Source organism: Bradyrhizobium archetypum, assembly GCF_013114835.1.
GTDB classification, from domain to species: domain Bacteria; phylum Pseudomonadota; class Alphaproteobacteria; order Rhizobiales; family Xanthobacteraceae; genus Bradyrhizobium; species Bradyrhizobium archetypum.
This window is the reverse complement of record NZ_JAAVLW010000003.1, coordinates 224,145-248,581: the sequence shown is the minus strand read 5'-3', so window position 1 is coordinate 248,581 and position 24,437 is coordinate 224,145. Positions and strand designations below refer to the sequence as shown.

The following is a 24,437-nucleotide window of genomic DNA, read 5'->3' as shown; positions in this document are numbered from 1 at the left end:
ACGCTTCGGCCCGGGCTCTACCGTCGGGCGTAAGCGGCACGGGGATCAATCATTGCGATTTTCCCGGTTGCAAAAATTCGCGTCCACGGCACATTTGGACCGATGCCCGCCAAGACCGATCCAACAGAAGACCTGACCAGTGACAAGCCGCACTATCACGGCCATCGCGAGCGGCTGCGCGGGCGGTTTTACGGCGCCGGGCCGGAGACGCTGAGCGATTACGAACTGCTGGAAATGGCGCTGTTTCCCGCCCTGCCCCGGCGCGACACCAAGCCGCTGGCGAAGGCGCTGTTGAAAAAATTCGGCTCCTTCGCCGAAGTCATTCACGCGCCGGTGGCGCGCCTGCGCGAGGTCGACGGCATCGGCGAGGCCTCGATCAACCAGATCAAGCTGCTGGCGGCTGCCGCAAGCCGGGTGGCAAAGGGCGAAATCAAGCGCAAGATTGCGCTCTCCTCCTGGAACGACGTGATCGACTATTGCCGGTCCGGCATGGCGTTTGCCGACAAGGAGCAGTTTCGCCTGCTATTCCTCGACAAGCGCAACCAATTGATAGCAGACGAAATCCAGCAGATCGGTACCGTCGACCACACCCCGGTCTATCCGCGCGAGGTGATCAAGCGCGCGCTCGAACTGTCGGCGACCGCGCTGATTCTGGTCCATAATCACCCCTCCGGCGACCCGACGCCGTCGCAGGCCGACATCCATATGACGAAAGCGATCATCCAGATCGCCACTCCGCTCGGCATTTCCGTGCACGACCACATCATCGTCGGCAAGAACGGGCACACGAGCTTGAGGGGACTGAAGCTGATCTAGCGCGGGGTCATGTTACCAAGCCATGCCGTGAGCCTTGATCTTTCCCGGACCAAGCCATCCTGATTGAAGTGGTGAACACAAAAGTGTGCCCATGAATCTTCGAACGCCATTTCCATGTCGCCTGTGACCGACGTGGTACCCAGCCCGATTTCTGCGTAGGTAAACTCGAAACTCCCGCTAGGACGCGCCAGCGCAATGTGGAATGGTTGACCGGTAAACTCGTTGATCTTCGGCCTGCCGGTACTCCGCATGACGCCGGGTATCTCCACCCTTGCAGTTCTGAGTTCCAGATCCGCATCGAGCTCAATCGGCAGGAACAAGGTCTCGCAAAATTCCGAGCAGGTGGATGCGAATACCGCGAAAAGATTGCTCAATGGCGCGCATGCCTCGCCGGAGATGATCGTTTCAAGCGCGATCCGTTGGGCTTCATCTGCACGCTCGTCGATAACGATCTGGCGCCGGCCGTTTCCGTTCTTGATTTCACCGGGCCACTTGTACAGCGCCGCCCAGTTCAGGCTTGAGAGCGGCGTATCGTTGAAATGGCCTTCAACGATGGTCCCGACGAAAGCCGACTGACAATAGCCGTTGGTACTCGGCAGGTTGAACTGGCAACCGCAGTTCATGGCGCAATTGCAGTTATCATAAGTCTCGCTCTTGAATAGCCACTGACCGGCCATCTCATTGCGCCTCCCGTCGCTTGTGGTTGACGCCATAATTCGCAAACTGGTGAGTGTCGCGCCCGAGCCTCCAATCTGGAACCGGGGGCTTAACGTTGTAGTCTTACACCCCTGTTGGCCCCAGAAGTTTAGCGGCGTTGACCTGCGACTGAAACCGAATCACGCAGGTTTGAGAGGACTGCCGTCGATCCAGCAACGCCAATGTTCCATCACAGATTGAGGACGGCGCGCGAGCCCATATTTGTCCAGTGCCTCGATCGACAATTTCGAACTACGAAGCGGGCGGTAGCGTTCTGCTATTCTGCGCATTTGTTGCGCAAGGGTTTTGCCCGCCGCGATGATGGAGCCTCGGATGCGGACGACACGCCGAACGTTCCTGCAGGCCTCCTTGGCAGCGGCTGCGGCTGCGCACTTGCCAAGCTCGCTGCGTGCCCAGCAGGGCCAGCCTGCCCGCCGTCCAATCCCCTCGACCCGCGAGGAAATTCCGATCGTCGGACTAGGCACCTGGATCACCTTCAACGTCGGCAACGATCCGGTGCTCAGGGATGAATGCGCACGTGTGATGTCGGCCTTCTTCGAGGCAGGCGGCCGCCTGATTGACTCCTCCCCCATGTATGGCTCGTCGCAGCCGATGGTCGGCTACGGTCTTGAAAAGCTCGGGCGGCCTCAAGCGCTGTTCTCGGCCGAAAAGGTCTGGACGTCCTCGGCGGCGGCAGGCCCTGCCCAGATCGAGCAATCGCGTCGCTTCTGGGGCGTGCCGAAGTTCGACCTCCTTCAGGTTCACAACCTCCTCGCCTGGAAGCCGCATCTGCAGATGCTTTTCCAAATGAAGGCGGCCGGCACGCTGCGTTACGTTGGGATCACCACCTCCGAAGGCCGCCGTCATGATCTCGTCGAACAGATCATGCGGAGCGAGCCGATCGATTTCGTGCAGTTCTCCTACAACGTCGTCGATCGCGACGCGGAGGCGCGGCTGCTGCCGCTGGCGGCGGAGCGCGGCATCGCCGTGATCGTCAACCGCCCGTTCCGGCAGGGCGCGCTGACCCAGCGGCTCCAGGGTAAGCCGCTGCCCGAATGGGCGGCCGAACTCGGCGCATCGAGCTGGGCGCAGCTCATGCTGAAGTTCATCCTCTCTCACCCGGCCGTCACCGTTGCCATTCCGGCAACCAGCCGCGTTGACCACGTGCGTGAAAATCTTTTCGCCGCCGCTGGCCCCATGCCGGATACCGCCATGCGGCAGCGCATCTCCGCTCTCGTGAAGGCGCTTTGATGTCGGAGTGGTGGACCTACCGGCCGGAGGATTTCCTGCTGTTTTCGCCGCGCACCTACTGGCGCATGTTCGAGCTGCACAATGCGGCGCTCTGGCCTCTGCACGTCGCGATGTTCGCCGCCGGCCTCACCATCATCCTGTTCATCGTGTGGCGGCGGGGAATCCGGACACGCTGGATCGCACTCATTCTGGCGGCGCTCTGGATCTTCGTCGGCTGGTCGTTCCTGTGGAACCGGTATTCGACCATCAACTGGGCCGCCACTTATGTTGCACCGGCATTTTTCGCCGAGGGCATGTTGCTCCTCGTCGCGTTCCTGCTGGATGCCCTCACCTTCGGCCGGCGTCCTGCCGAGTGGGCCGGATATCTCATCCTTGGCTTCGCACTTGCCGGACAGCCCTTGCTTGCGCCGCTGCAGGGACGCGGCTGGGCCTCGTCCGAGGTTTTTGGCATCGCGCCGGATCCGACGGCGATCGCGACACTCGGCGTTCTGCTTCTCGCCCGCGGCAGGCTCGTGCCATGGCTGCTGCCGATCCCCGCTCTCTGGTGCCTCTTGAGCGGTATGACCCTGCAGACCATGGGCGAGCCGCAAGCCTGGGCGCCTTACGCCGTCCTGGCGCTCGCCGCTGCAGCCTGGACCTGGGCGATCATCCGTCCGCGCCGATCGCTTCCGGCCGCGTGAATGCTCGCGTGATGCCGTCTGCGCCAGCTGGGGGTCAGCAGCCTGCTCGGCGCCTTCCGCACGACTTGAACGCAAGCGCGCTCATGGCGCGACCCATCGTTGTACCGCCTCAACGGTATCGGCCGGCGTGGTGTTGAAGCAGATGCGGGTTTGCGGCGCGGCAAGGTGGACCAGATTGATGATCCGCTCGAACAGATGCAGCCGCTCCCGCGGTTCGCGCAGGCCCGCGCCGATCACCACGCAGTCATAATGCTTTGCGCCCAGCGCCAGCGCCGCGACGGCCTCGGCCGTATCGCCGAGATCGATCAGGCAGCTATCGGCTTCATAGCCCATCGCGCGAAGCTGCTCGATCTGCGCTTCAATATGGCTCGTCACCAGTTCGGCCGTGAGCCCCGGGAAGGCGCTGAAGTCAACGAGGGAAGGTTCGATGCCGATCGCGAGCACGGTCCTTTTCGCCATGTGCCTGCTCCATGCCGAGATGGGAAACAACGCTGGCCAACGCCCCGACTGCCGACGAGGTTCCCATCACGAATACGACAGTTCGTCCTGCATCGAAACATCGATGTCACCGCACGAGGCATGATGGCCTGCCGTCGCCGGAAGCGGAAATCGAACTGGCGTCGACTTGCACAGGAGAGCATCATGGCAACCACCGACACTGCAAACCAGCACCTGATCGTCACCGCATTCTGGGAGGTCAATTCCGGAGAGGAAGCCGCGATCGCGGCGCTTCTGAAAGACTTCCTTCCGCAGGCGCAACGCGAAGCTGGCGTGAAGGAATTCCAGATCCACCAGAACGTGGCAAAGCCGAGGGAGTTCTTTTTCTACGAGGTGTTCGCAGGCGAAGCGGCGTTTGCCGAGCATCAGCAAACCGATCACTTCAAGAATATCATCCTTGGCCAGGCGATCCCCAAGCTTGCCAAACGCGAGCGCTCGCAGTTCCGCTTCATCTGAAATCAGCAAGCCTGCGGCACGCCATCGCCGGCCTCGGCGGCGCGCCGCTGCAGCAATTCGCGTTCGCGCTTGTTGGTCGCAAGCGCGGACGCGGCCTGGAACGCAGCACGGGCTTCCGCAACGCGCCCGAGCTTGTGGAGCAGATCGCCGCGGACGCTTGGCAGGAGATGGTAGTTCTTCAGCGCCGGCTCGCTGGCCAGCCGATCCACGATCGCAAGTGCTGCTGCCGGTCCTTCGGCCATGCCGATGGCGACGGCGCGGTTCAGCTCGATGATCGGCGAACGCACCAGCGTGGCAAGTTCGGCATAGAGGTTTGCAATGCGCGGCCAGTCCGTTTCGGCAGGTGTGGCGGCACTGGCGTGGCAGGCGACGATGGCGGCCTGCAGCGTATAGAAGCCGCGTCCACCACCGAGCTCACAGGCCCGGGCCAGGGCCAGCAACCCGCGACGGATCTGAAGCCGGTCCCATAGCGCGCGATTCTGCTCCATCAGGAGAATCGGATCACCGGCCGCATCCGTGCGCGCCGCGGTGCGGGAGGCGTTCAGCTCCATCAGCGCGAGCAGGCCGTGGGCTTCGCCTTCCTGCGGCGCGACCAGCGTCAGCACGCGACCCATGCGCAGCGCGTCATGGCAGAGCTGCGGCCGCAGCCATTCGTCGCCGCGGGCGGCCGTATAGCCCTCGTTGAAGATGAGATAGACGACCTCCAGCACCGAGGCCAGCCGCTCCGAAAGCTGCTCGCCGCGCGGCGTTTCGTAAGTAAGCCCGGACTCCGAGAGCGTGCGCTTGGCGCGCACGATGCGCTGGGCAATCGTCGGCTCCGGCTGCAGGAAGGCGCGCGCGATCTCTTCCGTGGTCAGTCCGCAAATCATCTTCAGCGCCAGCGCCGCGCGCGCCTCGCGCGACAAGCGCGGGTGGCAGGCGGTGAAGATCAGCCGCAACAGCTCGTCGCCGATATCTTCATCGAGTGCGGCGTCCGGGTCGGGCATCGCCTGCTGCTCCTGCTCCAGCTCGCGCATCAGCATCTCGTGCTTGCGCGCCAGCATGCTGCGGCGGCGCAGATGATCCAGTGCGCGGCGCTTGGCCAGCGCCATCAGCCACGCGCCGGGTTTGTCCGGCACGCCGCCATCGGGCCAATGCTCGAGCGCCGCCACCAGCGCTTCCTGGGTGAGATCCTCGGCCAGCGGCACGTCGCGCAACAGCCGGGAGAGGCCGGTGATCAGGCGCGGCTGTTCGACGCGCCAGACCGCCAGGATGGTGCTATTGATCTCGGCGGCCGTCATCGCCGCCGACCAGATCGGCGATGCCGCGCCATCAGGCATGCGCGGGGGATTCGACGTCACCGCAGGTCATTTCCAGGCCGTGACCGGCCATGGCGCGCAGCTCGCAGGTGCCTTCCCAGCCGGGCATGTGGTCGAGATGAAGCTGCATGAACTCCTTGGCCATGGCGAGCGCTTCTGCCCTGTCGCGGAACTCGAAGATGGCGTAGCCGCCGATCACTTCCTTGGCCTCCACAAACGGGCCGTCCGTGACCCTGAGCTTACCGCCTTCGATAGAGACCCGCGCCCCCTGCTGCAGCGGGGTTAGCCCGCCCATGTCGACCATCCGGCCGGCCTTGATCTCGCGTTCGGCAAGCTTACCCATCGCTTCCATCAGGGCGGGCGTCGGGGCTTTATCTGGCTGGGGCGAGGTAACGATCGACATGAAGCGCATCGAGGAACTCCCGTTGAGGCGAGCCGCGGCGGCAATCGCCACGAAACTGTCTCGCTATGGGAGACGACGAACGGGAGGACGCCGGATCGACAGGGCCGTGAATTAAATTTTTGGCGGCTTTCCACGGACCACCCCGCCCATCCGGTTGCACCAGAGGATATTGGGCCTGTAGGCTTCCTGCACCGATGCAAACGGGGCAAGTATGAAACCGCACTCCTTTCGGCCCGGCATGGCGGCTGTCATCCTGGCGGCCTTCTTCCTTTTCGAAACCGCGCCAGCCGGCGCCGCCACCATCGTGGCGCTGGGCGCCAGTAACACTTATGGCAAGGGGGTCGCGCGGGGACAGGCCTATCCGGCACAACTCGAGGCGATATTGCGGGCCAAGGGGGCCAACGTCCGTGTCGTAAACGCCGGCATTAACGGCGACACCACGGAAGGCATGTTGCGGCGTCTGGACCAGGCCGTACCGAAAGGCACCAGCGCCGTCATCCTCCAGCCGGGCGGCAACGACCGGCGCAAGGGCTCGCCCGACCGAACATCGGAAATTCAGAGCCAGTTAAGTGCGCGCGGCATCCCGGTGATCATGATTCCAAACAGCAGTTTCAGGGGATTACCGCATCAGCCCGACGGCCAGCATCTCACCCCGGAGGGTTACCACATGCTCGCCGAACAGGTTGCGTCCCAGGTAGCAGGCGTGATCGGCCGCTAGGGCGCGCACTCATGGATCCGCGCGGCAGCTTGAGACGCGGATGTCTGCTGTGCCCTGATAACTGTGCGGTAGCAGACCTCACCAGAGGTCCGAGTTGGGCCACAATCGGACTCATGCAGTGCAGTAACTCACCACCATTCGATCAACCTCGTCGGCGAAGGGTCAGTAGACGTCGCGGACTGCGACCGTGAAGTCATGCTGGTTCATTCAATGACTCGATCCGCGCGGTGCCGCAACATTGCCGGTGCCCCAGCTCGATCATGGACCGAGAGGGGCACCTTAGAGGTTGGATCTTCAGGCCTTGAGGAAGGTCGCAAGATAGAACATGGCAAGCAAGACGACGGTGATACCGATGACTGCTAAGGCGGCCTGTTTAGTTGAAACGTCGCGCATAGCAACGCCTCCGTCAGTTGGACACGCTTAGGACCGTCAAGGACCGCTTGTTGTGGCCCGGCGTCTGAAATTCGATGGCCTGACCAACGGACAGGCCGATCAACGCAGCTCCGACGGGCGTAAGAACCGAGACACGCTTTAGCGTTATGTCCGCTTCGTGCGGATACACCAACACCACGTCCCGGACGTCACCGGTCTTGTCATCGCAGTACCGGACCTGCGAGCCCATGCGGACCACGCCGCGCAGATCGGAATTGTCCGCCACCACGCTTGCACGCTCCATCTCCTGTGCAAGGAAATGGGCTACGCGCGGGAAGAGCACCGCGCTCGAACTGGCCAGGGCGTTGAGACGCCTCGCCTCATCCTCCATCACCGTGATGGGCGGCAACACGATTTCAGATTTGCCCTTGCGATTAGTCTTGCTCATTATCTTCTCTCCTTTCCTAAGCGGCTGATGGTCCCGGATCATTGTCATCAAAGAGCTTGTTGCCCCTGACCACCGGATTGCTAAACAGAACCCTGACAACGTCATTCGGATCACCTCGACTGACGCGTTCGATCCTGACGACGTTGGTGCGCCCAGCGGTGAGGAAGGGGATTTCGCTTCCGACCTTCAGCCCCACTAGCGCTGCGCCCAACGGTGACATCACGGCAAGTTGGGCTTGCTCCGACGTGTAGTCTTCGGGGTACACCAGTTGCCTCGTCTCCCGGAGGAAGCCCCAGGTGGTCCAGAACGTCACCCACGAACCCATCGTGACAATGCTGTCCAATCTGGCTGCGCGATCAGGGACGATTTCGGCACGACTGATCTCACTCAACAGGAAACGCGCGTCCACGTCGCCTTGATCTGCGCCCACCTGCGCGAGCCGCTCCAATCGGCGATGGTCAGACGCCGGAAGAATGACGTCCGGAAAAAAGGGGTTGTTCACGACATGCCTCCTTGTTCGGGCTTCCCTCACGGAAAAGCCGCACACCAAATCTGTTTGATGAAGGAAGGGTAATCCGGACGGCACCAACTACCGTCCGGCTAAGCTCCTGCTTGGAGCCGTCCGGCGTGCAAGCAACGCCGCGCAATGCGCGGATCGATGTCGAGGACGTGGATCATGTCGCGGCCACCATAGGACCTTCCGCTGTCTCTGTATCGCGACCAAAGAGCACACACGCAGGGAGAGCGTTGTACCGGCCTGCTCTAGCATCCAGCAAGTGCGGATACCTTTGAACATGGCTCGTGAAGGATGGGTCAATGTCCGCTTGGCGTCAAAAGCGCCAGTCGAGGATACCACGAACGAGGTCAGGTCTACCCCCATCAGCAGCCTGAGCGGCCATCGGAAGGTCTTCGCCTTCGAGCCCAATTGCGGAAATCCTAGCTCTTCTCGGCGCGCCCCGACTGGTGGTAGAGTGCATGAACGAGCTGCCGGGATTGGGCCGACCCCCTTAGATTAATTTCCTTATGGCAGCTCATGTGCCCGAGGCCGGCAAGCTTCACCTTCATTAATGACCTGGAACCGCGCATGCACGCGCGCGTCGCTGGGAGGAAGAGATGAAGCGTATACTGCAAGGACTGGTCTTCGCGATCGGCATACTTGATTCGTCACAGGCGGTGGACGCAAAGGTCATCAAATTCGAGATTCTGCGCACCGAATCGCCGGCGTTCGAAGGCCGCGTGTTCGCTTCAGTCGGGACCTACGATCGTATCATCGCCCGCGCCACAATTGGAGTCGCGCCCAGAGATCCGCATAATTCTGTGATCGTGGATATCGACCGCGCGCCGCGCAGCGCGCAGGGCCTTGTCGAGGCGGTGAGCGATGTCGAGATCCTCCGTCCGACGATCGCGGCCAACGCAAATCGTCGTCTGTTCTATGAGGTTGCCAATCGTGGCAATAAAGCTGGGCTGGCGCTGTTCAATGATGCCGCGGTTAACAACGATCTGACCAAGGTGGCTGATGCAGGCAATGGCTTCCTGATGAGCCGCGGCTACACGATCGTATGGAGTGGCTGGCAGGGAGATACGGCTGCCGTGAGCGGGCGCCTTACGTTTTCGCCGCCCATCGTGCCCCAGATAACCGGTCTCGCGCGCGAGGAGTTTATTTTTGATCATTTGGAAGATCCCGCGCTCGCAACGCTGAGCTATCCCGCTGCCGATCTCGATCCAGCGCATGCGAAGATCACGGTGCGCGAGCGCGAGAGCGATCCGCGAACTGCGCCGAACGACCTTTCGCTCCGCTTTGACAGTCCAAACCGGATTGCGATCCGCCGTCCTGCCGGTTTTGACGCTGGGGCGATCTATGAACTCATTTACCTTGCCAAGGATCCGAAGGTGATGGGCCTGGGGTTCGCGGCAACGCGCGATATCGTCTCGTTCCTTCGGCATCAGAAGGCCGATGCGGAAGGCACTGCGAATTTGTTGGCCGGCCAGATCGATCGCGCCATCGCGTTCGGCGTCTCACAGAGTGGCCGATACCTGCATGATTTCCTCTATCTCGGCTTCAACACCGATGAGGAGGGCCGCGCCGTGTTCGAGGGGCTGATGCCACACGTCGCCGGCGGGAAGAAGACATTCACCAACTATCGCTTCAGCCAACCTGGCCGCTCGCCCTACCAACACGCCGATACGGTATATCCGGGCTCGGAATTTCCGTTCACCTACCCGGTGACGACGGACGCGCTCACAGGACGCACCGACGGCCTGCTGGCGCAGTGCCTCGCTGCCGGCAACTGTCCGAAGACCATCAAGACCGACAGCGAAATCGAATTTTACCAGCAACGCGCATCCCTGGTCGCGACCGACACACAAGGCAATGACTTGGCGATGCCTGACAATGTTCGGCTGTTCCTGATCTCCAATCTTCAGCATTTCGCGCTGGCAAATGACCGCTCCGCACTTGCACGGACCTGCATGTTCCCGACGAACCCACTTCATGCAGGTCCGCCAGCGCGAGCGCTGTTGGTTGCGCTTGATGCGTGGATAACGGATGGCATCTTGCCACCGCCAAGCCGGTACCCAAGCCGAAGCGACGGCACGCTTGTGCCGCCTACTGCCGAAGCGGTGGGCTTTCCGCAAATTCCGGGCGTTCGTTATTCCGGGCAGCTGACACGACCAACGGTCATCGATTTCGACGTGATGCCACCGGTCAAAGGAGCAGCCTATCCGGTATTCGTTCCAAAGACCGACGCCGACGGCCGGAATATCGCAGGGGTGCGCCTGCCGACCCTGGAGGCCCCTATCGCAACGCATACGGGCTGGAACTTCCGCAAAGCTGGATTTGCAGAAGGCGAACTATGCGAGAATTACGGGTCGATGTTCCCGTTCGCAGCCACTCGCGAGGAGCGGCTCAAGAACAACGATACGCGTCTATCGCTGGCTGAGCGCTATCCAAAACAAGGCGACCGTGCTGCGGCTGTTTCGAAGGCCGCGAAGCAGCTCGTCCAAGACCGACTCCTCTTAGAGCAGGACGTCGAGCTGTTCATCGCAAACATTTAATTAGATGAGGGCGGCAATGGCTGAACTATCCCGCGCGAATGTGGCCTTTGGGTACGGCCGTGACCGATCAGAAGCTTTCCGTTTGGCCGTCAGAAGCCGACATCGCCTTTATGAGTTCACGCCCTGATTCACGGTCAATTAGGTCCTACTGGCCCCGGACCATGATCAGGGGATCGGCGGTATCGGGCACCCGCCGCCACTGCGCATTGTCGTCGGCCTCGAATTGCCAGGTCTCGCCTTTGGCCGACATCAGGATCATTTGTCCGCGCTCCAGCCGCCACTGGTTTGGCGCAAAGGCCGCAACCGCCGGATCGCATTTCGGCTTCAGGAACACCTGGAAATTATCGCCTGTCGCCTCGGTATTGGTCAGCGTCAGCCCGCAGACCGTCTGGCCGTTGCCACGCACCATTGACCAGTCGCCGATCATCTGGTCCATCGACTTCGCGAGTGAGCGGGCGGCCGCGAGGTTCTGCAGGATGTAGACCCCCTCGCCGGTCCGCAAGCCTTCGAAAATGCCGCTCTCGACTTCGGTGAAGTCGATCACCGGCTGGCCGGCGGCATCCTGCAGCCGCACGATATCCAGCCCTTTGATGTTCCAGGCGGTGATGTCCTTGGTGAACGGCAGCGCCTTGGCGCAGCCGGGCTCAAGCTCGAGCTTGAGCCCTTGCGGCGTCGCATCGCCCTTCATCGTGATGACGCAGGTCTTGCTGCGCTCGGTGGTGGCAAGCTCCCACTGCCCGATCATTTCCTTTTTCAGGGTCGAGGCATCCTGTGCCCGAACAGCCGGCGCAAGCGCCAGCAGCGCCGTCAGCGCTGCCGCGGTCATGTGCGGGCGTGTCCGGGGCATCAGCGTCCCTTCACCGGGGTTTCCGGAACAGGCGTCAGCGGCGCCTTGCCGGCAAACCAGTTTGTCAGATTGTCGACGACGAGCTGGTCCATGGCGTTTCGCGTTACCACCGAAGCCGAGCCGATATGTGGCAATAACACGACATTTTGCATCGCCTTCAGCTCGTCCGGGACGTTCGGCTCGTTGGCGAACACGTCGAGGCCGGCCGCCAGAATGGTGCCGGACTTCAGCGCCGCAACCAGCGCCGGCTCATCGACCACCGAGCCGCGCGCGACGTTGATCAAGACGCCGCGCGGGCCGAGCGCTTTTAGCACATCGGCGTTGATCATCTTGGCCGTGGAAGCGCCGCCGGGCACGATCACGACCAGGGTGTCCACGTCCTTCGCCATTTCCAGGAGATCGGGATAGTGCTTGTAGGAGACGGCCGAAGACGGGTTGCGCGAGTGATAGCAGACCGGCACGCGCGAGGCCTCCAGCCGGCGCCCGATCGCTTGTCCGATGCGGCCCATGCCGACGATCCCGACCTTGCGGTCGCGCAGCGAGCCGGCGCTCAAGGGATAGTTCTGCGCCTGCCACAGGCCCGAGCGCAGATAGCGGTCCGCCTTGACGAATTCACGCAGGGTCGCAATCAGAAGCCCCATCGCGACGTCGGCCACTTCTTCCGTCAGCACGTCGGGCGTGTTGGTGACGACGATATTGTGCTCGCGCGCATAAGCCGAATCGACGTGATCGTATCCGACGCCGAAGCTCGCGACGATCTCGAGCTTCGGGAATTGCGACAGCGCCTTCGCATCAGCCGGCACCATGTGATAGGTCACCGCCATGCCGCGGATCTTCGCGACCGTGTCTGATGTCAACCGCTCGAGATCGGCGCGGCTCTCCGCCATATGCAGGACGTACTGATCCGAAAAGCCGTTTTCCAGGATCGGCCGGACCGGGCCGTAGATCAGGAGATCGATCTTCTCAGACGAAACATTAGCGGCAGCCATCAACTTTCCTTTCCAAGCGCGCTCTCATGCCAGCGCCGTAATACGAGGTGCGAAACTAGCGCCAGCAGCCCATAGATGACAATCCCGGCTGCCGACAGCAACAACAGCGCCGCGAACATTCGGGGAATGTTGAGGCGATAGCCGGATTCGGCGATCCGGAAGGCAAGGCCGGAGCCCGAGCCAGCAGTGCCTGCCGCGATTTCGGCGACCACGGCGCCGATCAGTGACAGGCCACCCGCAATCCGCAATCCGCCGAGAATATACGGCAGTGCCGCCGGCAATTTCAGGTAGCGCAGCGTCTGCAGCTTTGACGCGCCATAGAGCTGAAACAGCCCGGCCAGATTGCGGTCCACCGAATTCAGCCCGAGCGTGGTGTTGGACAGCACCGGAAAGAAGCCGACAATCCAGGCGCAGACGATGACCGCGGTCTGCTGCGGCAGATAGATCAGCAATAGCGGCGCAATTGCGATCACCGGCGTGACCTGCAGGATCACCGCGTAGGGAAACAGCGAATACTCCAGCCATTTCGACTGGTTGAACAACAGCGACAGCGCGACGCCGCCGATGGCCGCCGCGATGAAGCCTTCCAGCGTGGTGAGCAGGGTGACGCCGAGCGATTCCGACAGCACCGGCCAGTCGCTGACCAGCGTCTGAAACACGGTTAGCGGGCTCGGCAGCACGTAGGGCTGGATATCGTTGATGCGCACCACGAGTTCCCAGAACCCAAACCCCGCCGCGAGCACGGCGGCGGGAAGCAGCATGCGGCCAATATTCTGCAACGAAATCATGCTCCGCGTTGTCCCGAATAGGAAGGCGCCAGGGCGCTCGAGACCTCGCGGCAGTAAGCGACATAGTCGACCGAGGTGCGGAACTCCTCGCCCCGCGGCTCTACCGTTGCGATGCGAAACTCGCGTGCCAAGCGGCCCGGCCGCGCCGTCATCACGATCACCCGCTGCGACAGGTAGACCGACTCGAACACCGAATGGGTGACGAAAATGATGGTCTTGTGCAGCTTGCGCCACAGCGCCAGCAGGTCGTTGTTAAGCCGAAAGCGCGTGATCTCGTCGAGCGCAGCGAACGGCTCGTCGAGCAGGAGAATATCCGGGTCGGTCACGAGCGCGCGTGCCAGCGAGACCCGCATCTTCATGCCGCCGGACAATTCGCGCGGATATGCATCGGCAAATTCGCAAAGATCGACCAGCGCCAGCGCCTCCGCAATGCGCCGGTCGGCCTCAGTCGCCGTCACGTGCGCCAGCTTCAGCGGCAGGCGCACATTTTCACGCACGCTCGCCCACGGCATCAAGGTGGGCTCCTGAAACACAAAACCTATGGGATGGCACCCGTCCGCCTTGCTGGCGCGATGGGAAACGTCCACCCTGCCCGCGCTCGGCGCGGCCAGTCCCGCGATCAGCCGCAGCGCGGTCGACTTTCCGCAGCCGGAAGGCCCGAGCAGTGAAACGAATTGGCCCTTTGCGACCTCGAGGTCGAGCGGTCCGAGCGCCGTCACGCCGCTGTGATAGATCTTGGTTACGGCGCGCAGGCGCACCGCTAGGCCCGCCGCATCGATATCCGTTTCGGACACAACGGGCCCGGCCATCTTGCCTCAGTTCTTCGGCCGCAGGTCGAGCCCGACGCCCTTGTTGACGAAGCGGAGCGTATAGGCCTGACGGAAGTCGATATCGCGGCGAACCACGCCGGCCCGTACCATCTTGTCGAAGAAGCTCGCCACGCGCGCGTCAGTCATGGCGCCGATGCCATCGCGCAACGTATCGCCGGAATCGACGATGCCGTATTCCTTCATCTTGGCGACGGAATAGCTCAGCAGCTCGTCGGTCATCTCCGGGTTGATCTTCTTGATCATCTCGTTGCCGGCCGAATTGTCGCCGTAGAGGTAGTTGTACCAGCCGACGACGGAGGCATCGACGAAGCGCTGCACGAGGTCGGGTTTCTTGTCGACGATCTCGCGGCGGGTCTCGATCAGCGTCGAATAGGCGTTGAAGCCGTGATCGGCGAGCAGGATCACGCCCGGCTTGAAGCCTGCGGCCTTCTCGACAGCGTAGGGCTCGGACGTGACATAGCCCTGCATCGCGCTCTGCTTGTTGACGATAAAGGGCTGCGGATTGAAGGTGTAGGGCTTCACCTTGCTTTCGCTGAACCCGTATTCGGACTTCAGCCACTGGAAGTAGCTCGCGACACCTTCCTTGGAGACCAGCAGCGTCAGCGGCTTGAGATCTTCGAGTTTCGCAATCCTGGTCTCCGGGTGGGTGAGGAATACCTGCGGATCCTTCTGGAAGATCGCGGCGACCGCAATCAGCGGCACGTTGTTGGCGACGGCGTCAAATGATTGCAGCGTATTCGCGCTCATGAAGAAATCGAGCTTGCCGGCGGTCAGCAGCATGCGGTTGTTGGTGTTGGGGCCGCCGGGAACGATGGTGACGTCGAGGCCGTATTTCTGGTAGGTGCCGTCGGCAACCGCCTGGAAGAAACCGCCATGTTCGGCTTCCGCAACCCAGTTGGTTCCGAACGACACCTTGTCGAGGGTTTCGGCGCGCGCAGGCATCAGCCCCGCAGCCAGCGCCAGAAGAGCTGCAGTTAACGCTCGCGGCAAAAAGGCCCGTTTCATGGTTGGACTCCGTCGATCGTTCTGGCCCATGATGGGAGACAGTGGACGTGGATATCGTCCCACCGGTTTATCCGCAAATTGGATCAATTCCCGGACTATCTAACAAACTACCCTGCAAATTCATCCAAAGAAACGCTTCGCTCGATGGCTTCAACCGTTCCGCCCCGCGACTGGGCCGACATCCACTGGCCCGACATCCGCAAAGCCGATGCCGCGCGCTGGATTGCGGTGCTGCCGCTGGCGGCAACCGAGCAGCACGGCCCGCATCTGCCGCTGGAAACCGACGTCCTGATCGGCGAAGCCTATCTGGCGCGGGTGCGTGAGCTATTGCCCGTCGCGCTCCCGGTCACCTTCCTGCCGCCGCAGCGGATCGGCATTTCCACCGAGCATATCGATTTTCCCGGCACGGTGACGCTGCCGACCGACGTGGCGCTAAAAGAATGGACGACGATCGGCGAGAAAGTCGCGCGAACCGGCATCCGCAAGCTTGTGATGGTGACGAGCCATGGCGGCAACAGCGCGGCGATGTCGCTGGTGGCGCAGGATCTGCGCGCGCATCACAAGCTTCTCGTCGTCACCACGAGCTGGTCGCGCTTCGGCGCGCCGGATGGATTATTTTCCGCGGAAGAAATTCGCCACGGTATCCATGGCGGCGCGGTCGAGACATCGATCATGCTGGCGCGCTACCCGCACACCGTGCGCAAGGATGCAATCGCTGATTTTCGCCCGGCCAGCATCGCGATGGAGCAGAAATTTCGCTGGCTCTCGGCGCATCGGCCGGTCCCCTTCGCCTGGCAGGCGCAGGACCTCAACGAAAGCGGCGCGGTCGGCGACGCCACCAAGGCCACTGCGGGGAAGGGCGAACAACTGCTCGATCACGGCGCGCGCGCGTTCTGCGAATTGCTCGATGACATCGACAAATTCGATCCGGAATTATTTCTTCGTAAAGCATAGAATCGCGATTTATTTCCGTAACTATCTGAAATGTTGAAGAAATAATCGACGAAATCATATTTCCGGCCGTCGCCTCGAACCGCCTTTCAACGTGCTCCGTCCAACTGGGCATGCGGACCACAATGGGCCGCTTAACACAAGGATGGAGACTTCCATGTCGATCAAGACCAAGTTCGCCGCGCTCGCTCTCGCTACCCTTGCCGTTACCGGCGGCATGGCGTCCACACAGGCTCAAGCCAAGCCGCTGCACTGGGGCGTCGGAGCCGGCCTCGTTGGCGCAGCCATCGTCGGCACTGCCATCGCAGCTTCGGGCCCCCACTACTACTACGACGGCTATCGCCGCTGCGGCTGGGTTCGTCAGTACGACGCGTTCGGCAACTACATCGGCCGCGTCCGCACCTGCGCCTACTGATTTCTGCGGCTGACTTGGTTGCTGTTTGAGAAGCGATTTCTTTCCAAGCAAACCACTTCAGACCCTGAAAACGCTTCTCGTGGATCTGCGTCCGGCACGGGCGCCTCATCCACCCCGTGCCGTACCCGACCCGCCCGGCTGTCCCCCCGGGCGGGTCACCTTTTTACGCGCGGCCTCGCCATCGGCGTCTCGCAACCGCACAGCAACGTGTCAGCCATCTCTCCGAACACCCTGTCAGCGATCTGCCGGAACGGACGTTGTTGCAGCCACGTCACGCAACGGTGTCATTGAACTGTAGCTGAAGCTCCGTTCTTGCTATTGCGAATTATTCGCAATAAAGGTTCGATAAAGCGGCGGATACTCCGGGTCTGAGGGCCAGCAGGGAGGAACTGCCGGAATTTGGTGGCGACGGGTTGATGACTTCATTTGGTGGGTGGCGGCAGATGTTCGAATCTGCCGTGATGGGTAGCGACCATACGGGTCGCGCCGGGAATATCCGAACCGTGAACCGCAACCACCGATCCCTGGAACATGCGCTGGCAGGCGCCGCGATCAGTGCGCTGGCGCTCGGCAGCCCGGCGCTGGCGGCCGACATGCCGCTGAAGGCGCCCTATCTTCGCCCGGCGTTCGATTGGAGCGGCTTTTATGTTGGCGGCCACACCGGCTATGGCCGTGGCTCCTCCAATGCGGTGCTGTCGGATCCAGTTGCGGTTTCCACCAACAGCGTCTTCAGCGGTCCGATCGGCGGCGTGCAAGCCGGCTACAATGCGCACCTGCCTTCCGGCGTCGTGCTCGGCGTCGAAGCCGACCTGACCTTTCCGAACTACATTGCCTCCAACTCCATCGTCTCGACGCTCACGGGCGCTCGCTCCGAAGTCGTCGAGAAACTGGATTATGCCGGCACCGTGCGGGGCCGCCTTGGCTTTGCCAGCGGCCATTGGCTGCTCTACGCCACCGGCGGCTTCGCCTTTGCCGGCGAGCGTTTCACCAACACGCCCGACGTCGGCCCCGACCAGAAGCACATCAATGTCCGGCCCGGCTGGGCCGCAGGCGCGGGCGTGGAATATGCCTTTGCGCCGCACTGGAGCGTCAGGCTCGAATATCTCTACAGCCAGTTCGATCGCGCCGATGTGCGCTTTCCTTCGGGGGCAGAACACAGCTCGACTCTCGATTTCCAGCAGGTCCGCATCGGACTCAACCGCAAAGTCGATTGGCCGGGATCGAAGACCTGGACGCCGAACACCGACCTGACCGATCCGGAATCCGACCGCTGGGAGATTCACGGCCAGACCACCTATCTCGGCCAGGGCTATCCGGCATTCCGCGCACCCTATACCGGCACCAACAGCCTCACGCCGGCGCGGCAGGCACAGGCCACCTGGAGCAACAGCCTCTACCTGAACGCCCGGCTCTGGGAAGGCGGCGAGGTCTATTACAATCCCGAACTGCTGCAGGGATTTGGCCTCAGCGACACCGTCGGCGTCGCCGGCTTTCCCAGCGGCGAGGCGCAGAAGTCGAACTTCCCCTACCCGCACTACAACACCTCGCGGCTCTATGTGCGGCAGACCTTCGGATTCGGCGGCGAGCAGGAGGAGCTGGCCAGTGGCCAGCAGCAGCTTGCCGGCAAGGTCGACGTCAACCGGCTGACGCTGCAGGCCGGCAAGTTCTCGGTCGGCGACGTCTTTGACGGCAATTCCTACGCCAAGGATACCCGCCGTGATTTCATGAACTGGTCGATCTGGGCGCCCGGCGCCTTCGACTATGCCGCCGACCGGCTCGGACTGACCTACGGCGTGACCGCCGAACTGAACCAGAAGCAATGGGCGTTGCGCGGCGGCTATTTCATGATCGGCGCGGTCTCCAACTCCAACAATTTCGATACGCAGGTCTTCCGCCGCGGTCAGTATGTGGCCGAACTGGAGACGCGCTATCAGCTGTTCTCCCGTCCGGGCAAGCTGCGCACCATCGGGTGGGTGAGCAGCGCCAATTCCGGCAGCTATCGCGACACGCTGAACGATCCGGCGCTCAATCTCGATATTTCGCTGACGCGCACCGGCCGCCTCAAATACGGCTACGTCTTCAACGTCGAACAGTCAGTCACGGACGATATCGGCCTGTTCGGCCGCTGGAGCTGGAACAACGGCAAGACCGAGATCATGTCGTTCACCGACATCGATGCCTCGCTCTCGCTCGGCACCTCGATCAGGGGCACCGCATGGGGCAGGCCCGACGATACCATCGGCATTGCCGGCGCGATCAACGCGCTGTCGCGCGATCATCGCGACTTCATCGCGGCCGGCGGGCTCGGCCCCCTGATCGGCGACGGACAGCTCAATTACCGCAAGGAGCGCATCCTGGAAACCTACTACGCCTATGCGCTCACCAAGCAGATCACGCTGACGGCGGACTACCAGTTCGTCACCAATCCCGCCTACAACGCCGACCGCGGCCCGGTTCACGTGTTTTCGGGAAGGCTGCACGGGGAGTTTTAGAAGCTCTTCGTCGTCCTTGCGCACGCAGGACGACATTGGACGATGCGCATCCGGCTGCGCAGCCACTCACGCGTCTACCTGAACCGAAGCGTCGCTGATCCTCGTGGCCAGCACCTTGTCGATGCGACGGCCGTCGAGATCGATGATCTCGAAGCGCCAGCCTTCCGCCTCGATGTGATCGCCGACGTCGGGTATCCGGCCGAAGCGGTTGAGCAGGAAGCCGGCAACCGTCTGGTAGTGGCGCGACGCCGGCAACTCGAACCTGAGCAGCGACGCAAACTCGACGGCCGACATCCAGCCCGAAATCAAATACGAACCGTCATTGCGCCTGACGGCCGCCGCCTCCGGCGGCCCCTCTTCCGTGTGAAAACCGCCGACGATCGATTCCAGAATGTCGGCGCTGGTTACCACGCCCTGGAAGCCGCCATATTCGTCATGAACCAGTCCCATGTGGACGGTGGAGTCGCGCAGGATGGCGACGACGTCCCTCGCGTCGAGAAATTCCGGAATGACTGGAGCTGGACGAACCAGCTTTGCGATGTCCAGTGGCTGTCCCGACAGACAGCGGTCCAGCATGTCCCTGGCGCTGACGATCCCGACCGCGGTATCGGCCGCCTGATCGAACACCACCAAGCGGGAATGGCTGCTGGCCGCGAGCACGGCGCGGATGGCTTGCAGGTCGTCGGTCAGATTGATCATGCTCACCTCGCGGCGCGGTGTCATGACGGCGCCCACCGGAAGATCGCCGAGGCGCATGACGCCCGCGATCATTTCCTTTTCGCCGGGCTCGAGCACCCCGGCATTCTCGGCTTCGACGACCAGCGTGCGAATTTCATCCTCGCTCACTCGCTCGCTAGTCCCGCCGCGGTGACCCAATAGCCACAACAGCGCCTTGCCAGACCGATCGAGAAGCCAGACCGCTGGCAACGAAATCCTCGCCAGCAGCATCATGTAAGGCGCCACTCGCACCGCCACCGATTCAGGGTCGCGCAAGGCAATCTGCTTCGGCACCAACTCGCCGATGATCAGCGACGCGTAGGTGATCGCGGTCACCACGATGCCGACGCCGATGGTATCGGCCACGCCTAGCGGCCAGCCGGCCCCGACCAGCAGGCTGCTCAGACGCTGGCCGAGCGTGGCGCCGGAAAACGCGCCTGACAGCACGCCGATCAGCGTGATGCCGATCTGCACCGTGGAAAGAAACTTTCCGTGATCAGAGGCCAGCGCCAGCGCCCGGCGCGAGCCTTTGACGTGTTTTTCAGCGAGCGCCGCCAGCCGTGCCGGCCGCGATGACACGATGGCCAGCTCCGACATCGAAAGCAGGCCGTTGGTGACGATCAGGATCGTCACGATCCCGAGTTCAAAGGTGAGCATTATCGCTTTCTTGCGGTTCCATTCCATGCGCCAGCAGAACCTTACCAGATAGCCATCCCGGCAAGATTCAACAGGGCGTGGGAAACCGCCGGGATCTTTTATCCCACCGGCTGGAACGAATCCGCGCGCGCCATCGCCCATGCATCGCGGAAGCGCGGATCCTGGGTGCCTTCGATCAACTCGCCCGGACGCAGCGACGGATACAGTTTCGCGAATGACAGCACCTCGGTGTTCGACGTTCGCTTCGAGAAGTGGATTGGCCGTAGTTGCTTCGGGTGGTCGAGGCCGGCGGCGGCGAGAAGCTCGGACAGCGCGTGCAGGGTGGCATGATGGTACATGTAGACCCGCTCGGTCTTGAGTGGCACCACCAGCGCTCGGGCGCGGGTAGAATCCTGCGTGGATACGCCGGTCGGACAGCGGTCGGTGTGGCAGCTCAAGGACTGGATGCAGCCCAGCGCGAACATGAATCCGCGCGCGGAATTGCACCAGTCGGCGCCGATTGCCATGGCGCGCGCCATGTCGAAGGCGGTCGCGATCTTGCCGGCGGCGCCGATCTTGATGCGGTCGCGCGCATTGATGCCGATCAACGCGTTGTGGACGAAACTGACGCCCTCGCGCATCGGCATGCCCAGGTGATCCATGAACTCCAGCGGCGCCGCGCCGGTGCCGCCCTCATTGCCGTCAACGACGATGAAATCCGGATAGATGCCGGTCTCCAGCATTGCCTTGCAGATCGCCAGGAATTCCCAGGGGTGGCCGATACACATCTTGAACCCGGCCGGCTTGCCGCCGGACAGCCGGCGCATTTCGCCGATGAATGCCATCATCTCAAGCGGCGTCGAAAACGCGCTATGGGTGGCCGGCGAAACGCAATCCTCGCCCATTGCGACGCCCCTGATCTTGGAAATCTCCTCCGACACCTTGGCTGCCGGCAACACGCCGCCATGTCCGGGCTTGGCGCCCTGGCTGATCTTGAGCTCAACCATCTTGATCTGGCCATCGGCCGCGACGCGGGCAAATTCGTTCGGGTTAAACGAGCCATCGCGATTGCGGCAGCCGAAATAGCCGGAGCCGATCTCCCAGATGAGGTCGCCGCCATTTTCGCGATGATAGGGACTGACACCGCCCTCACCGGTATCGTGCGCGAAGCCACCTTTCTTGGCACCAATGTTCAGCGCGCGCACGGCGTTGGGGCTGAGCGCGCCAAAACTCATCGCCGAGATGTTGAAGACCGATGCCGAATACGGTTTGGTGCAATCCGGGCCGCCAATGGTGACGCGGAATTCCGCGGTGCTTCGCGCCTTCGGCGCCACCGAATGATGCATCCATTCGTAACCCTCGCGATAGACATCTTCCTGGGTGCCGAACGGCCGCTTGTCGAGCTGCATCTTGGCACGCTGATAGACCAGAGCGCGGGTATCGCGGGAGAACGGCATGCCGTCCTTCTCGCTCTCGAAGAAGTATTGCCGCACCTCCGGCCTGATCTCTTCGAGGAGGAAGCGGATATGCGCCGAGATCGGATAGTTGCGCAGAACGGCATGGTTCTTCTGCAGCAGATCCCGAATGCCAAGCAGCGTGAGCGCGCCGAAAATCGCGATCGGCACCAGCAGCAGTTCCCACACTTTAGGGTTATGGTCGAAAATCCCGATACCGACCAGCAGCGCCGTCACCACGGCGCAGACCGTGAGCACGATGTAGCGTGGCGAGAACGGGAGCAGCAGCGTTTCCATGGAATCCCCCAGCCGGATTGTCGCGTCGCCGCCACCAGCTTAGTCCAACCGCCGGAGCGAGCGCTACACGGATATACGGAGCGGCATACGGGAACATGACGGCGGCTTCGAATAAAATTTGCTGCGTCACGAGGCCGATCAAATCAGCCGCCTCCTGCAGTGCAGCGTAACGCGGCGGCACCCGGCCGCTAGTGGCTGTGCAACCGCATCTCGTGCGGGATTTTGCCCTGCTGCAGGCCGTGCTGGGCCAGCCATGCATCGGTGGAGAGAATGGCGCGATCGATATGGTCGTCAGTTCGCGAGAAGTCGTAAGGAGAGCCCACCAGCGGGCATAGCGGCGGCACCACGAAATACTCGATGTCGGGTCCGAGGGCTTCCAGCTCGCTGACCAATTGCCGCGCGATCAGCAGCGTCAGCGCGTGCAGCGCGTTGGCGACCGCGCCGACGGGTGGGGCCTGGTTTGCGCAGGCATGTCCGGTCGGCAGAACGATCAGGCGCCTGGCGCCCTTCTTGACGGCGACCTGGATCGGCGTGTTGCTGGAAATCGCCCCGTCGGCGAGAAAATAGTCCTTGTAACGGATCGGCGAGAACGCGCCCGGAATGGCGGTGGAGGCGACGATCGCTTCCGCCGTGGAGCCTTCCGACAGCACGACGCTGTCGCCGGAGATGATGTCGGTTGCGACGATGTGCACTGGCAGCTTCGCCTCTTCCAGATTGCGATAGGGAATATGATCATCGATCAGCTTGCGGATGCCGTCATGGGGAATGAGGAAATCGCGGCGCCACAGGAAGCTCAGCACCGTCCGCCAGCTCATCGGAAACACATCGTGCCGCTGCAGCCCGCGCCAGATGTCGGCCAGCCGCTGCACGCCATCTGGCGTGGGATCGCCGGCATAGAATGCGCCGTTCAGGGCACCAACGCTGCAGCCGACCACCATGTCGGCGGTCACGCCATGCGCGGCGAGCGAATGCAGCATGCCGACCTGGATGGCGCCAAAGCTGCCACCGCCCGCGAACACGAAGGCGGTCTTCCCCGGACCAATCTCATCGCGCACCGGCACGCAAACGCTCCCTTAATCGCCGCGTCGGATGCGCCGCGCGGCGTTCGGGAAGAATTATAGCAGTGAGGGGAAGGTATCGGCTACATAGCCGGTCGTCATTCCGGGATGGTCCGAAGGACCAGACCCGAAATCTCGAGATCCTCAGGTGCGCAATTGCGCACCATAGTTCGATGCTTCGCATCGGCCCGGGATGACAATAACGGGCGATCGTCTCAACGCTCGACGAACGCCTTTTCGATCACGAAATGGCCCGGCGTGTTGCCGCTACCCTCGACGAAGCCGCCGGATTCGAACATCTGCTTCAGCTCTTCCAGCATCGCCGGGCTGCCGCACATCATGATGCGATCGGTCTCGATGTCGAGCGGCGGCTGGTGGATGTCGTTGAAGAGTTGCTCCGACGAGATCAGGTCGGTGATGCGGCCGCGGTTGCGGAACGGCTCGCGGGTCACCGTCGGATAGTACAGGAGCTTCTCCGACAGCAGCGGTCCGAACAGCTCGTCCTCGCGCAGCTTGGCGACCAGCTCCTCGCCGTAAGCGAGCTCGGAGACCTGCCGGCAACCATGCACGAGCACGATGGTCTCGTAGCGCTCATAGACATCGGGGTCCTTGATCAGGCTGGCGAACGGCGCGAGGCCGGTGCCGGTCGACAGCAACAAGAGGCGCTTGCCGGGGATCAGGTTGTCGGTGATCAGCGTGCCGGTTGCCTTACGGCCGACCAGGATCTCGTCACCCTCGCGGATCTTCTGCAGCTTCGAGGTCAGCGGGCCATCCGGGACCTTGATGGAGAAGAACTCGAGTTCTTCCTCATGATTGGCGCTCGCCATGCTATAGGCGCGCAATAGCGGCCGGCCCTCGACCTCGAGGCCGATCATCGCAAACTGACCATTCTGGAAGCGGAAACCTGAATCGCGGGTGGCTCGGAAGCTGAAAAGCGTATCGGTCCAGTGGCGAACGGAAAGAACCTTCTCTCTATAGAACGCGCTCATGGGTTTTCGTTTTTCCTGACGTCTCGGTGTAGAACGTTTCGTTCTTCGGGCCTCGAAGTACCAAAAATCAGCGAAATCTTCGGCGATTTGGCGCTTCATTTGCGCACGGGACACACATAGTCAATATGACCTGCAGCACAATTGAGAACTCGGAATGGCTGTCGGCCTAATTTGCAAAAAGGTTCGATAGCCTTCGTTAACGCCACCTTCACGCAATTAACTTGCTGAATTCGACGTCGATCTGGCAATAAATGACTACGTCGAATTAAGAACGTTTCA

The 24,437-nt window shown here is 62.2% G+C and carries 24 protein-coding genes; 9 read left to right on the top strand and 15 right to left on the bottom strand.

Annotated features, from left to right (window positions below; genetic code table 11):
• The first annotated feature begins 102 nt into the window (after positions 1–102).
• Complete coding sequence (radC, locus tag HCN50_RS09810; RefSeq protein ID WP_171709441.1) at positions 103–816, top strand: RadC family protein; 714 nt, start codon at positions 103–105, stop codon at positions 814–816.
• On the opposite strand, the gene HCN50_RS09805 is transcribed toward radC, so the two are convergent.
• Entirely contained in the window at positions 813–1,493 is a 681-nt protein-coding gene (locus tag HCN50_RS09805) for a DUF1326 domain-containing protein (protein WP_171709440.1), read from the bottom strand. The two genes, radC and HCN50_RS09805, sit on opposite strands and share 4 nt — an antisense overlap.
• A 352-nt stretch (positions 1,494–1,845) precedes the next feature.
• On the opposite strand from HCN50_RS09805, the gene HCN50_RS09800 reads away from it, so the two are divergent.
• On the top strand, positions 1,846–2,763 hold the full coding sequence (locus HCN50_RS09800) for an aldo/keto reductase (RefSeq protein ID WP_171709439.1): 918 nt from the start codon (positions 1,846–1,848) through the stop codon (positions 2,761–2,763).
• Positions 2,763–3,443 carry a DUF6064 family protein gene (locus HCN50_RS09795; RefSeq protein WP_171709438.1) on the top strand — a complete coding sequence of 227 codons (681 nt, stop codon included), beginning with the start codon at positions 2,763–2,765 and terminating at the stop codon, positions 3,441–3,443. Before HCN50_RS09800 ends, HCN50_RS09795 begins: the two co-directional genes overlap by 1 nt.
• 81 nt (positions 3,444–3,524) lie before the next feature.
• On the opposite strand, the gene HCN50_RS09790 is transcribed toward HCN50_RS09795, so the two are convergent.
• Positions 3,525–3,902 carry a hypothetical protein gene (locus HCN50_RS09790; RefSeq protein WP_171709437.1) on the bottom strand — a complete coding sequence of 126 codons (378 nt, stop codon included), beginning with the start codon at positions 3,900–3,902 and terminating at the stop codon, positions 3,525–3,527.
• Between the two features lie 183 nt (positions 3,903–4,085).
• Between HCN50_RS09790 and HCN50_RS09785 the strand changes: the two genes are divergently transcribed.
• A complete protein-coding gene (locus HCN50_RS09785; protein ID WP_171709436.1) occupies positions 4,086–4,397 on the top strand; it encodes a putative quinol monooxygenase in 312 nt (103 codons plus the stop codon).
• 2 nt (positions 4,398–4,399) lie between these two features.
• Here HCN50_RS09785 and HCN50_RS09780 read toward each other — a convergent pair whose 3' ends face one another.
• Both HCN50_RS09780 and HCN50_RS09775 read right to left on the bottom strand, forming a co-directional pair.
• Positions 4,400–5,677, bottom strand: a complete 1,278-nt coding sequence (locus tag HCN50_RS09780) for an RNA polymerase sigma factor (RefSeq protein WP_171709970.1) — start codon at positions 5,675–5,677, stop codon at positions 4,400–4,402.
• A 31-nt stretch (positions 5,678–5,708) separates the two neighbouring features.
• Entirely contained in the window at positions 5,709–6,149 is a 441-nt protein-coding gene (locus HCN50_RS09775) for a YciI family protein (RefSeq protein ID WP_311967751.1), read from the bottom strand.
• A 160-nt stretch (positions 6,150–6,309) separates the two neighbouring features.
• On the opposite strand from HCN50_RS09775, the gene HCN50_RS09770 reads away from it, so the two are divergent.
• The gene (locus HCN50_RS09770) at positions 6,310–6,816 is read left to right on the top strand and encodes a GDSL-type esterase/lipase family protein (protein WP_376700274.1); all 507 of its coding nucleotides are present in this window, start codon (positions 6,310–6,312) and stop codon (positions 6,814–6,816) included.
• 406 nt (positions 6,817–7,222) lie between these two features.
• Here HCN50_RS09770 and rnk read toward each other — a convergent pair whose 3' ends face one another.
• Positions 7,223–7,636, bottom strand: a complete 414-nt coding sequence (gene rnk, locus HCN50_RS09765) for a nucleoside diphosphate kinase regulator (protein ID WP_171709435.1) — start codon at positions 7,634–7,636, stop codon at positions 7,223–7,225.
• Between the two features lie 16 nt (positions 7,637–7,652).
• Positions 7,653–8,138 (bottom strand): GreA/GreB family elongation factor, encoded by a 486-nt coding sequence (locus HCN50_RS09760; RefSeq protein ID WP_171709434.1) that lies wholly within the window; start codon positions 8,136–8,138, stop codon positions 7,653–7,655.
• Positions 8,139–8,749: 611 nt separating this feature from the next.
• On the opposite strand from HCN50_RS09760, the gene HCN50_RS09755 reads away from it, so the two are divergent.
• Entirely contained in the window at positions 8,750–10,690 is a 1,941-nt protein-coding gene (locus HCN50_RS09755; RefSeq protein WP_171709433.1) for an alpha/beta hydrolase domain-containing protein, read from the top strand.
• 145 nt (positions 10,691–10,835) lie between these two features.
• Here the strand turns inward: HCN50_RS09755 and HCN50_RS09750 are convergent, their stop codons facing one another.
• Genes HCN50_RS09750 through HCN50_RS09730 form a run of 5 tightly spaced genes read right to left on the bottom strand, consistent with a single transcriptional unit; the run spans position 10,836 to position 15,149 of the window.
• Positions 10,836–11,516, bottom strand: coding sequence for an AprI/Inh family metalloprotease inhibitor (locus HCN50_RS09750; RefSeq protein ID WP_171709968.1), 681 nt, complete (start codon positions 11,514–11,516; stop codon positions 10,836–10,838).
• A 20-nt stretch (positions 11,517–11,536) separates the two neighbouring features.
• On the bottom strand, positions 11,537–12,526 hold the full coding sequence (locus tag HCN50_RS09745; protein WP_171709432.1) for a 2-hydroxyacid dehydrogenase: 990 nt from the start codon (positions 12,524–12,526) through the stop codon (positions 11,537–11,539).
• Positions 12,526–13,287 (bottom strand): ABC transporter permease, encoded by a 762-nt coding sequence (locus HCN50_RS09740; RefSeq protein WP_235976919.1) that lies wholly within the window; start codon positions 13,285–13,287, stop codon positions 12,526–12,528. The genes HCN50_RS09745 and HCN50_RS09740 overlap by 1 nt, the downstream gene beginning before the upstream one ends.
• A gap of 23 nt (positions 13,288–13,310) precedes the next feature.
• Positions 13,311–14,123 (bottom strand): ABC transporter ATP-binding protein, encoded by an 813-nt coding sequence (locus tag HCN50_RS09735; RefSeq protein WP_171709430.1) that lies wholly within the window; start codon positions 14,121–14,123, stop codon positions 13,311–13,313.
• 6 nt (positions 14,124–14,129) lie between these two features.
• Positions 14,130–15,149 carry an ABC transporter substrate-binding protein gene (locus tag HCN50_RS09730; RefSeq protein ID WP_171709429.1) on the bottom strand — a complete coding sequence of 340 codons (1,020 nt, stop codon included), beginning with the start codon at positions 15,147–15,149 and terminating at the stop codon, positions 14,130–14,132.
• 144 nt (positions 15,150–15,293) lie between these two features.
• On the opposite strand from HCN50_RS09730, the gene HCN50_RS09725 reads away from it, so the two are divergent.
• The 3 genes from HCN50_RS09725 (at position 15,294) to HCN50_RS09715 (ending at position 19,007) form a co-directional block, all read left to right on the top strand.
• Positions 15,294–16,103 carry a creatininase family protein gene (locus tag HCN50_RS09725; protein ID WP_171709428.1) on the top strand — a complete coding sequence of 270 codons (810 nt, stop codon included), beginning with the start codon at positions 15,294–15,296 and terminating at the stop codon, positions 16,101–16,103.
• Positions 16,104–16,257: 154 nt separating this feature from the next.
• Positions 16,258–16,515 carry a hypothetical protein gene (locus HCN50_RS09720; protein ID WP_171709427.1) on the top strand — a complete coding sequence of 86 codons (258 nt, stop codon included), beginning with the start codon at positions 16,258–16,260 and terminating at the stop codon, positions 16,513–16,515.
• A 443-nt stretch (positions 16,516–16,958) separates the two neighbouring features.
• Entirely contained in the window at positions 16,959–19,007 is a 2,049-nt protein-coding gene (locus tag HCN50_RS09715) for a carbohydrate porin (protein ID WP_283812064.1), read from the top strand.
• 66 nt (positions 19,008–19,073) lie between these two features.
• Here the strand turns inward: HCN50_RS09715 and HCN50_RS09710 are convergent, their stop codons facing one another.
• From HCN50_RS09710 to HCN50_RS09695, 4 genes are all read right to left on the bottom strand, one after another.
• Positions 19,074–20,381: a hemolysin family protein gene (locus HCN50_RS09710; RefSeq protein WP_171709426.1), complete on the bottom strand. Its 1,308-nt coding sequence runs from the start codon at positions 20,379–20,381 to the stop codon at positions 19,074–19,076.
• 98 nt (positions 20,382–20,479) lie between these two features.
• On the bottom strand, positions 20,480–22,111 hold the full coding sequence (locus HCN50_RS09705; protein WP_171709425.1) for an FMN-binding glutamate synthase family protein: 1,632 nt from the start codon (positions 22,109–22,111) through the stop codon (positions 20,480–20,482).
• Between the two features lie 188 nt (positions 22,112–22,299).
• A complete protein-coding gene (locus tag HCN50_RS09700) occupies positions 22,300–23,172 on the bottom strand; it encodes a patatin-like phospholipase family protein (protein ID WP_311967742.1) in 873 nt (290 codons plus the stop codon).
• A 212-nt stretch (positions 23,173–23,384) separates the two neighbouring features.
• A complete protein-coding gene (locus HCN50_RS09695; protein ID WP_171709424.1) occupies positions 23,385–24,158 on the bottom strand; it encodes a ferredoxin--NADP reductase in 774 nt (257 codons plus the stop codon).
• Between the last annotated feature and the right edge of the window lie 279 nt (positions 24,159–24,437).

Bases quoted from the DNA above. Each gene is read 5' to 3' on its own strand.
- radC (WP_171709441.1), top strand. From the start codon at position 103: ATGCCCGCCAAGACCGATCCAACAGAAGACCTGACCAGTGACAAGCCG.
- HCN50_RS09805 (WP_171709440.1), bottom strand. From the start codon at position 1,493: ATGGCCGGTCAGTGGCTATTCAAGAGCGAGACTTATGATAACTGCAAT.
- HCN50_RS09800 (WP_171709439.1), top strand. From the start codon at position 1,846: ATGCGGACGACACGCCGAACGTTCCTGCAGGCCTCCTTGGCAGCGGCT.
- HCN50_RS09795 (WP_171709438.1), top strand. From the start codon at position 2,763: ATGTCGGAGTGGTGGACCTACCGGCCGGAGGATTTCCTGCTGTTTTCG.
- HCN50_RS09790 (WP_171709437.1), bottom strand. From the start codon at position 3,902: ATGGCGAAAAGGACCGTGCTCGCGATCGGCATCGAACCTTCCCTCGTT.
- HCN50_RS09785 (WP_171709436.1), top strand. From the start codon at position 4,086: ATGGCAACCACCGACACTGCAAACCAGCACCTGATCGTCACCGCATTC.
- HCN50_RS09780 (WP_171709970.1), bottom strand. From the start codon at position 5,677: ATGACGGCCGCCGAGATCAATAGCACCATCCTGGCGGTCTGGCGCGTC.
- HCN50_RS09770 (WP_376700274.1), top strand. From the start codon at position 6,310: ATGAAACCGCACTCCTTTCGGCCCGGCATGGCGGCTGTCATCCTGGCG.
- rnk (WP_171709435.1), bottom strand. From the start codon at position 7,636: ATGAGCAAGACTAATCGCAAGGGCAAATCTGAAATCGTGTTGCCGCCC.
- HCN50_RS09755 (WP_171709433.1), top strand. From the start codon at position 8,750: ATGAAGCGTATACTGCAAGGACTGGTCTTCGCGATCGGCATACTTGAT.
- HCN50_RS09750 (WP_171709968.1), bottom strand. From the start codon at position 11,516: ATGACCGCGGCAGCGCTGACGGCGCTGCTGGCGCTTGCGCCGGCTGTT.
- HCN50_RS09745 (WP_171709432.1), bottom strand. From the start codon at position 12,526: ATGGCTGCCGCTAATGTTTCGTCTGAGAAGATCGATCTCCTGATCTAC.
- HCN50_RS09740 (WP_235976919.1), bottom strand. From the start codon at position 13,287: ATGCTGCTTCCCGCCGCCGTGCTCGCGGCGGGGTTTGGGTTCTGGGAA.
- HCN50_RS09735 (WP_171709430.1), bottom strand. From the start codon at position 14,123: ATGGCCGGGCCCGTTGTGTCCGAAACGGATATCGATGCGGCGGGCCTA.
- HCN50_RS09730 (WP_171709429.1), bottom strand. From the start codon at position 15,149: ATGAAACGGGCCTTTTTGCCGCGAGCGTTAACTGCAGCTCTTCTGGCG.
- HCN50_RS09725 (WP_171709428.1), top strand. From the start codon at position 15,294: ATGGCTTCAACCGTTCCGCCCCGCGACTGGGCCGACATCCACTGGCCC.
- HCN50_RS09720 (WP_171709427.1), top strand. From the start codon at position 16,258: ATGTCGATCAAGACCAAGTTCGCCGCGCTCGCTCTCGCTACCCTTGCC.
- HCN50_RS09715 (WP_283812064.1), top strand. From the start codon at position 16,959: ATGTTCGAATCTGCCGTGATGGGTAGCGACCATACGGGTCGCGCCGGG.
- HCN50_RS09710 (WP_171709426.1), bottom strand. From the start codon at position 20,381: ATGCTCACCTTTGAACTCGGGATCGTGACGATCCTGATCGTCACCAAC.
- HCN50_RS09705 (WP_171709425.1), bottom strand. From the start codon at position 22,111: ATGGAAACGCTGCTGCTCCCGTTCTCGCCACGCTACATCGTGCTCACG.
- HCN50_RS09695 (WP_171709424.1), bottom strand. From the start codon at position 24,158: ATGAGCGCGTTCTATAGAGAGAAGGTTCTTTCCGTTCGCCACTGGACC.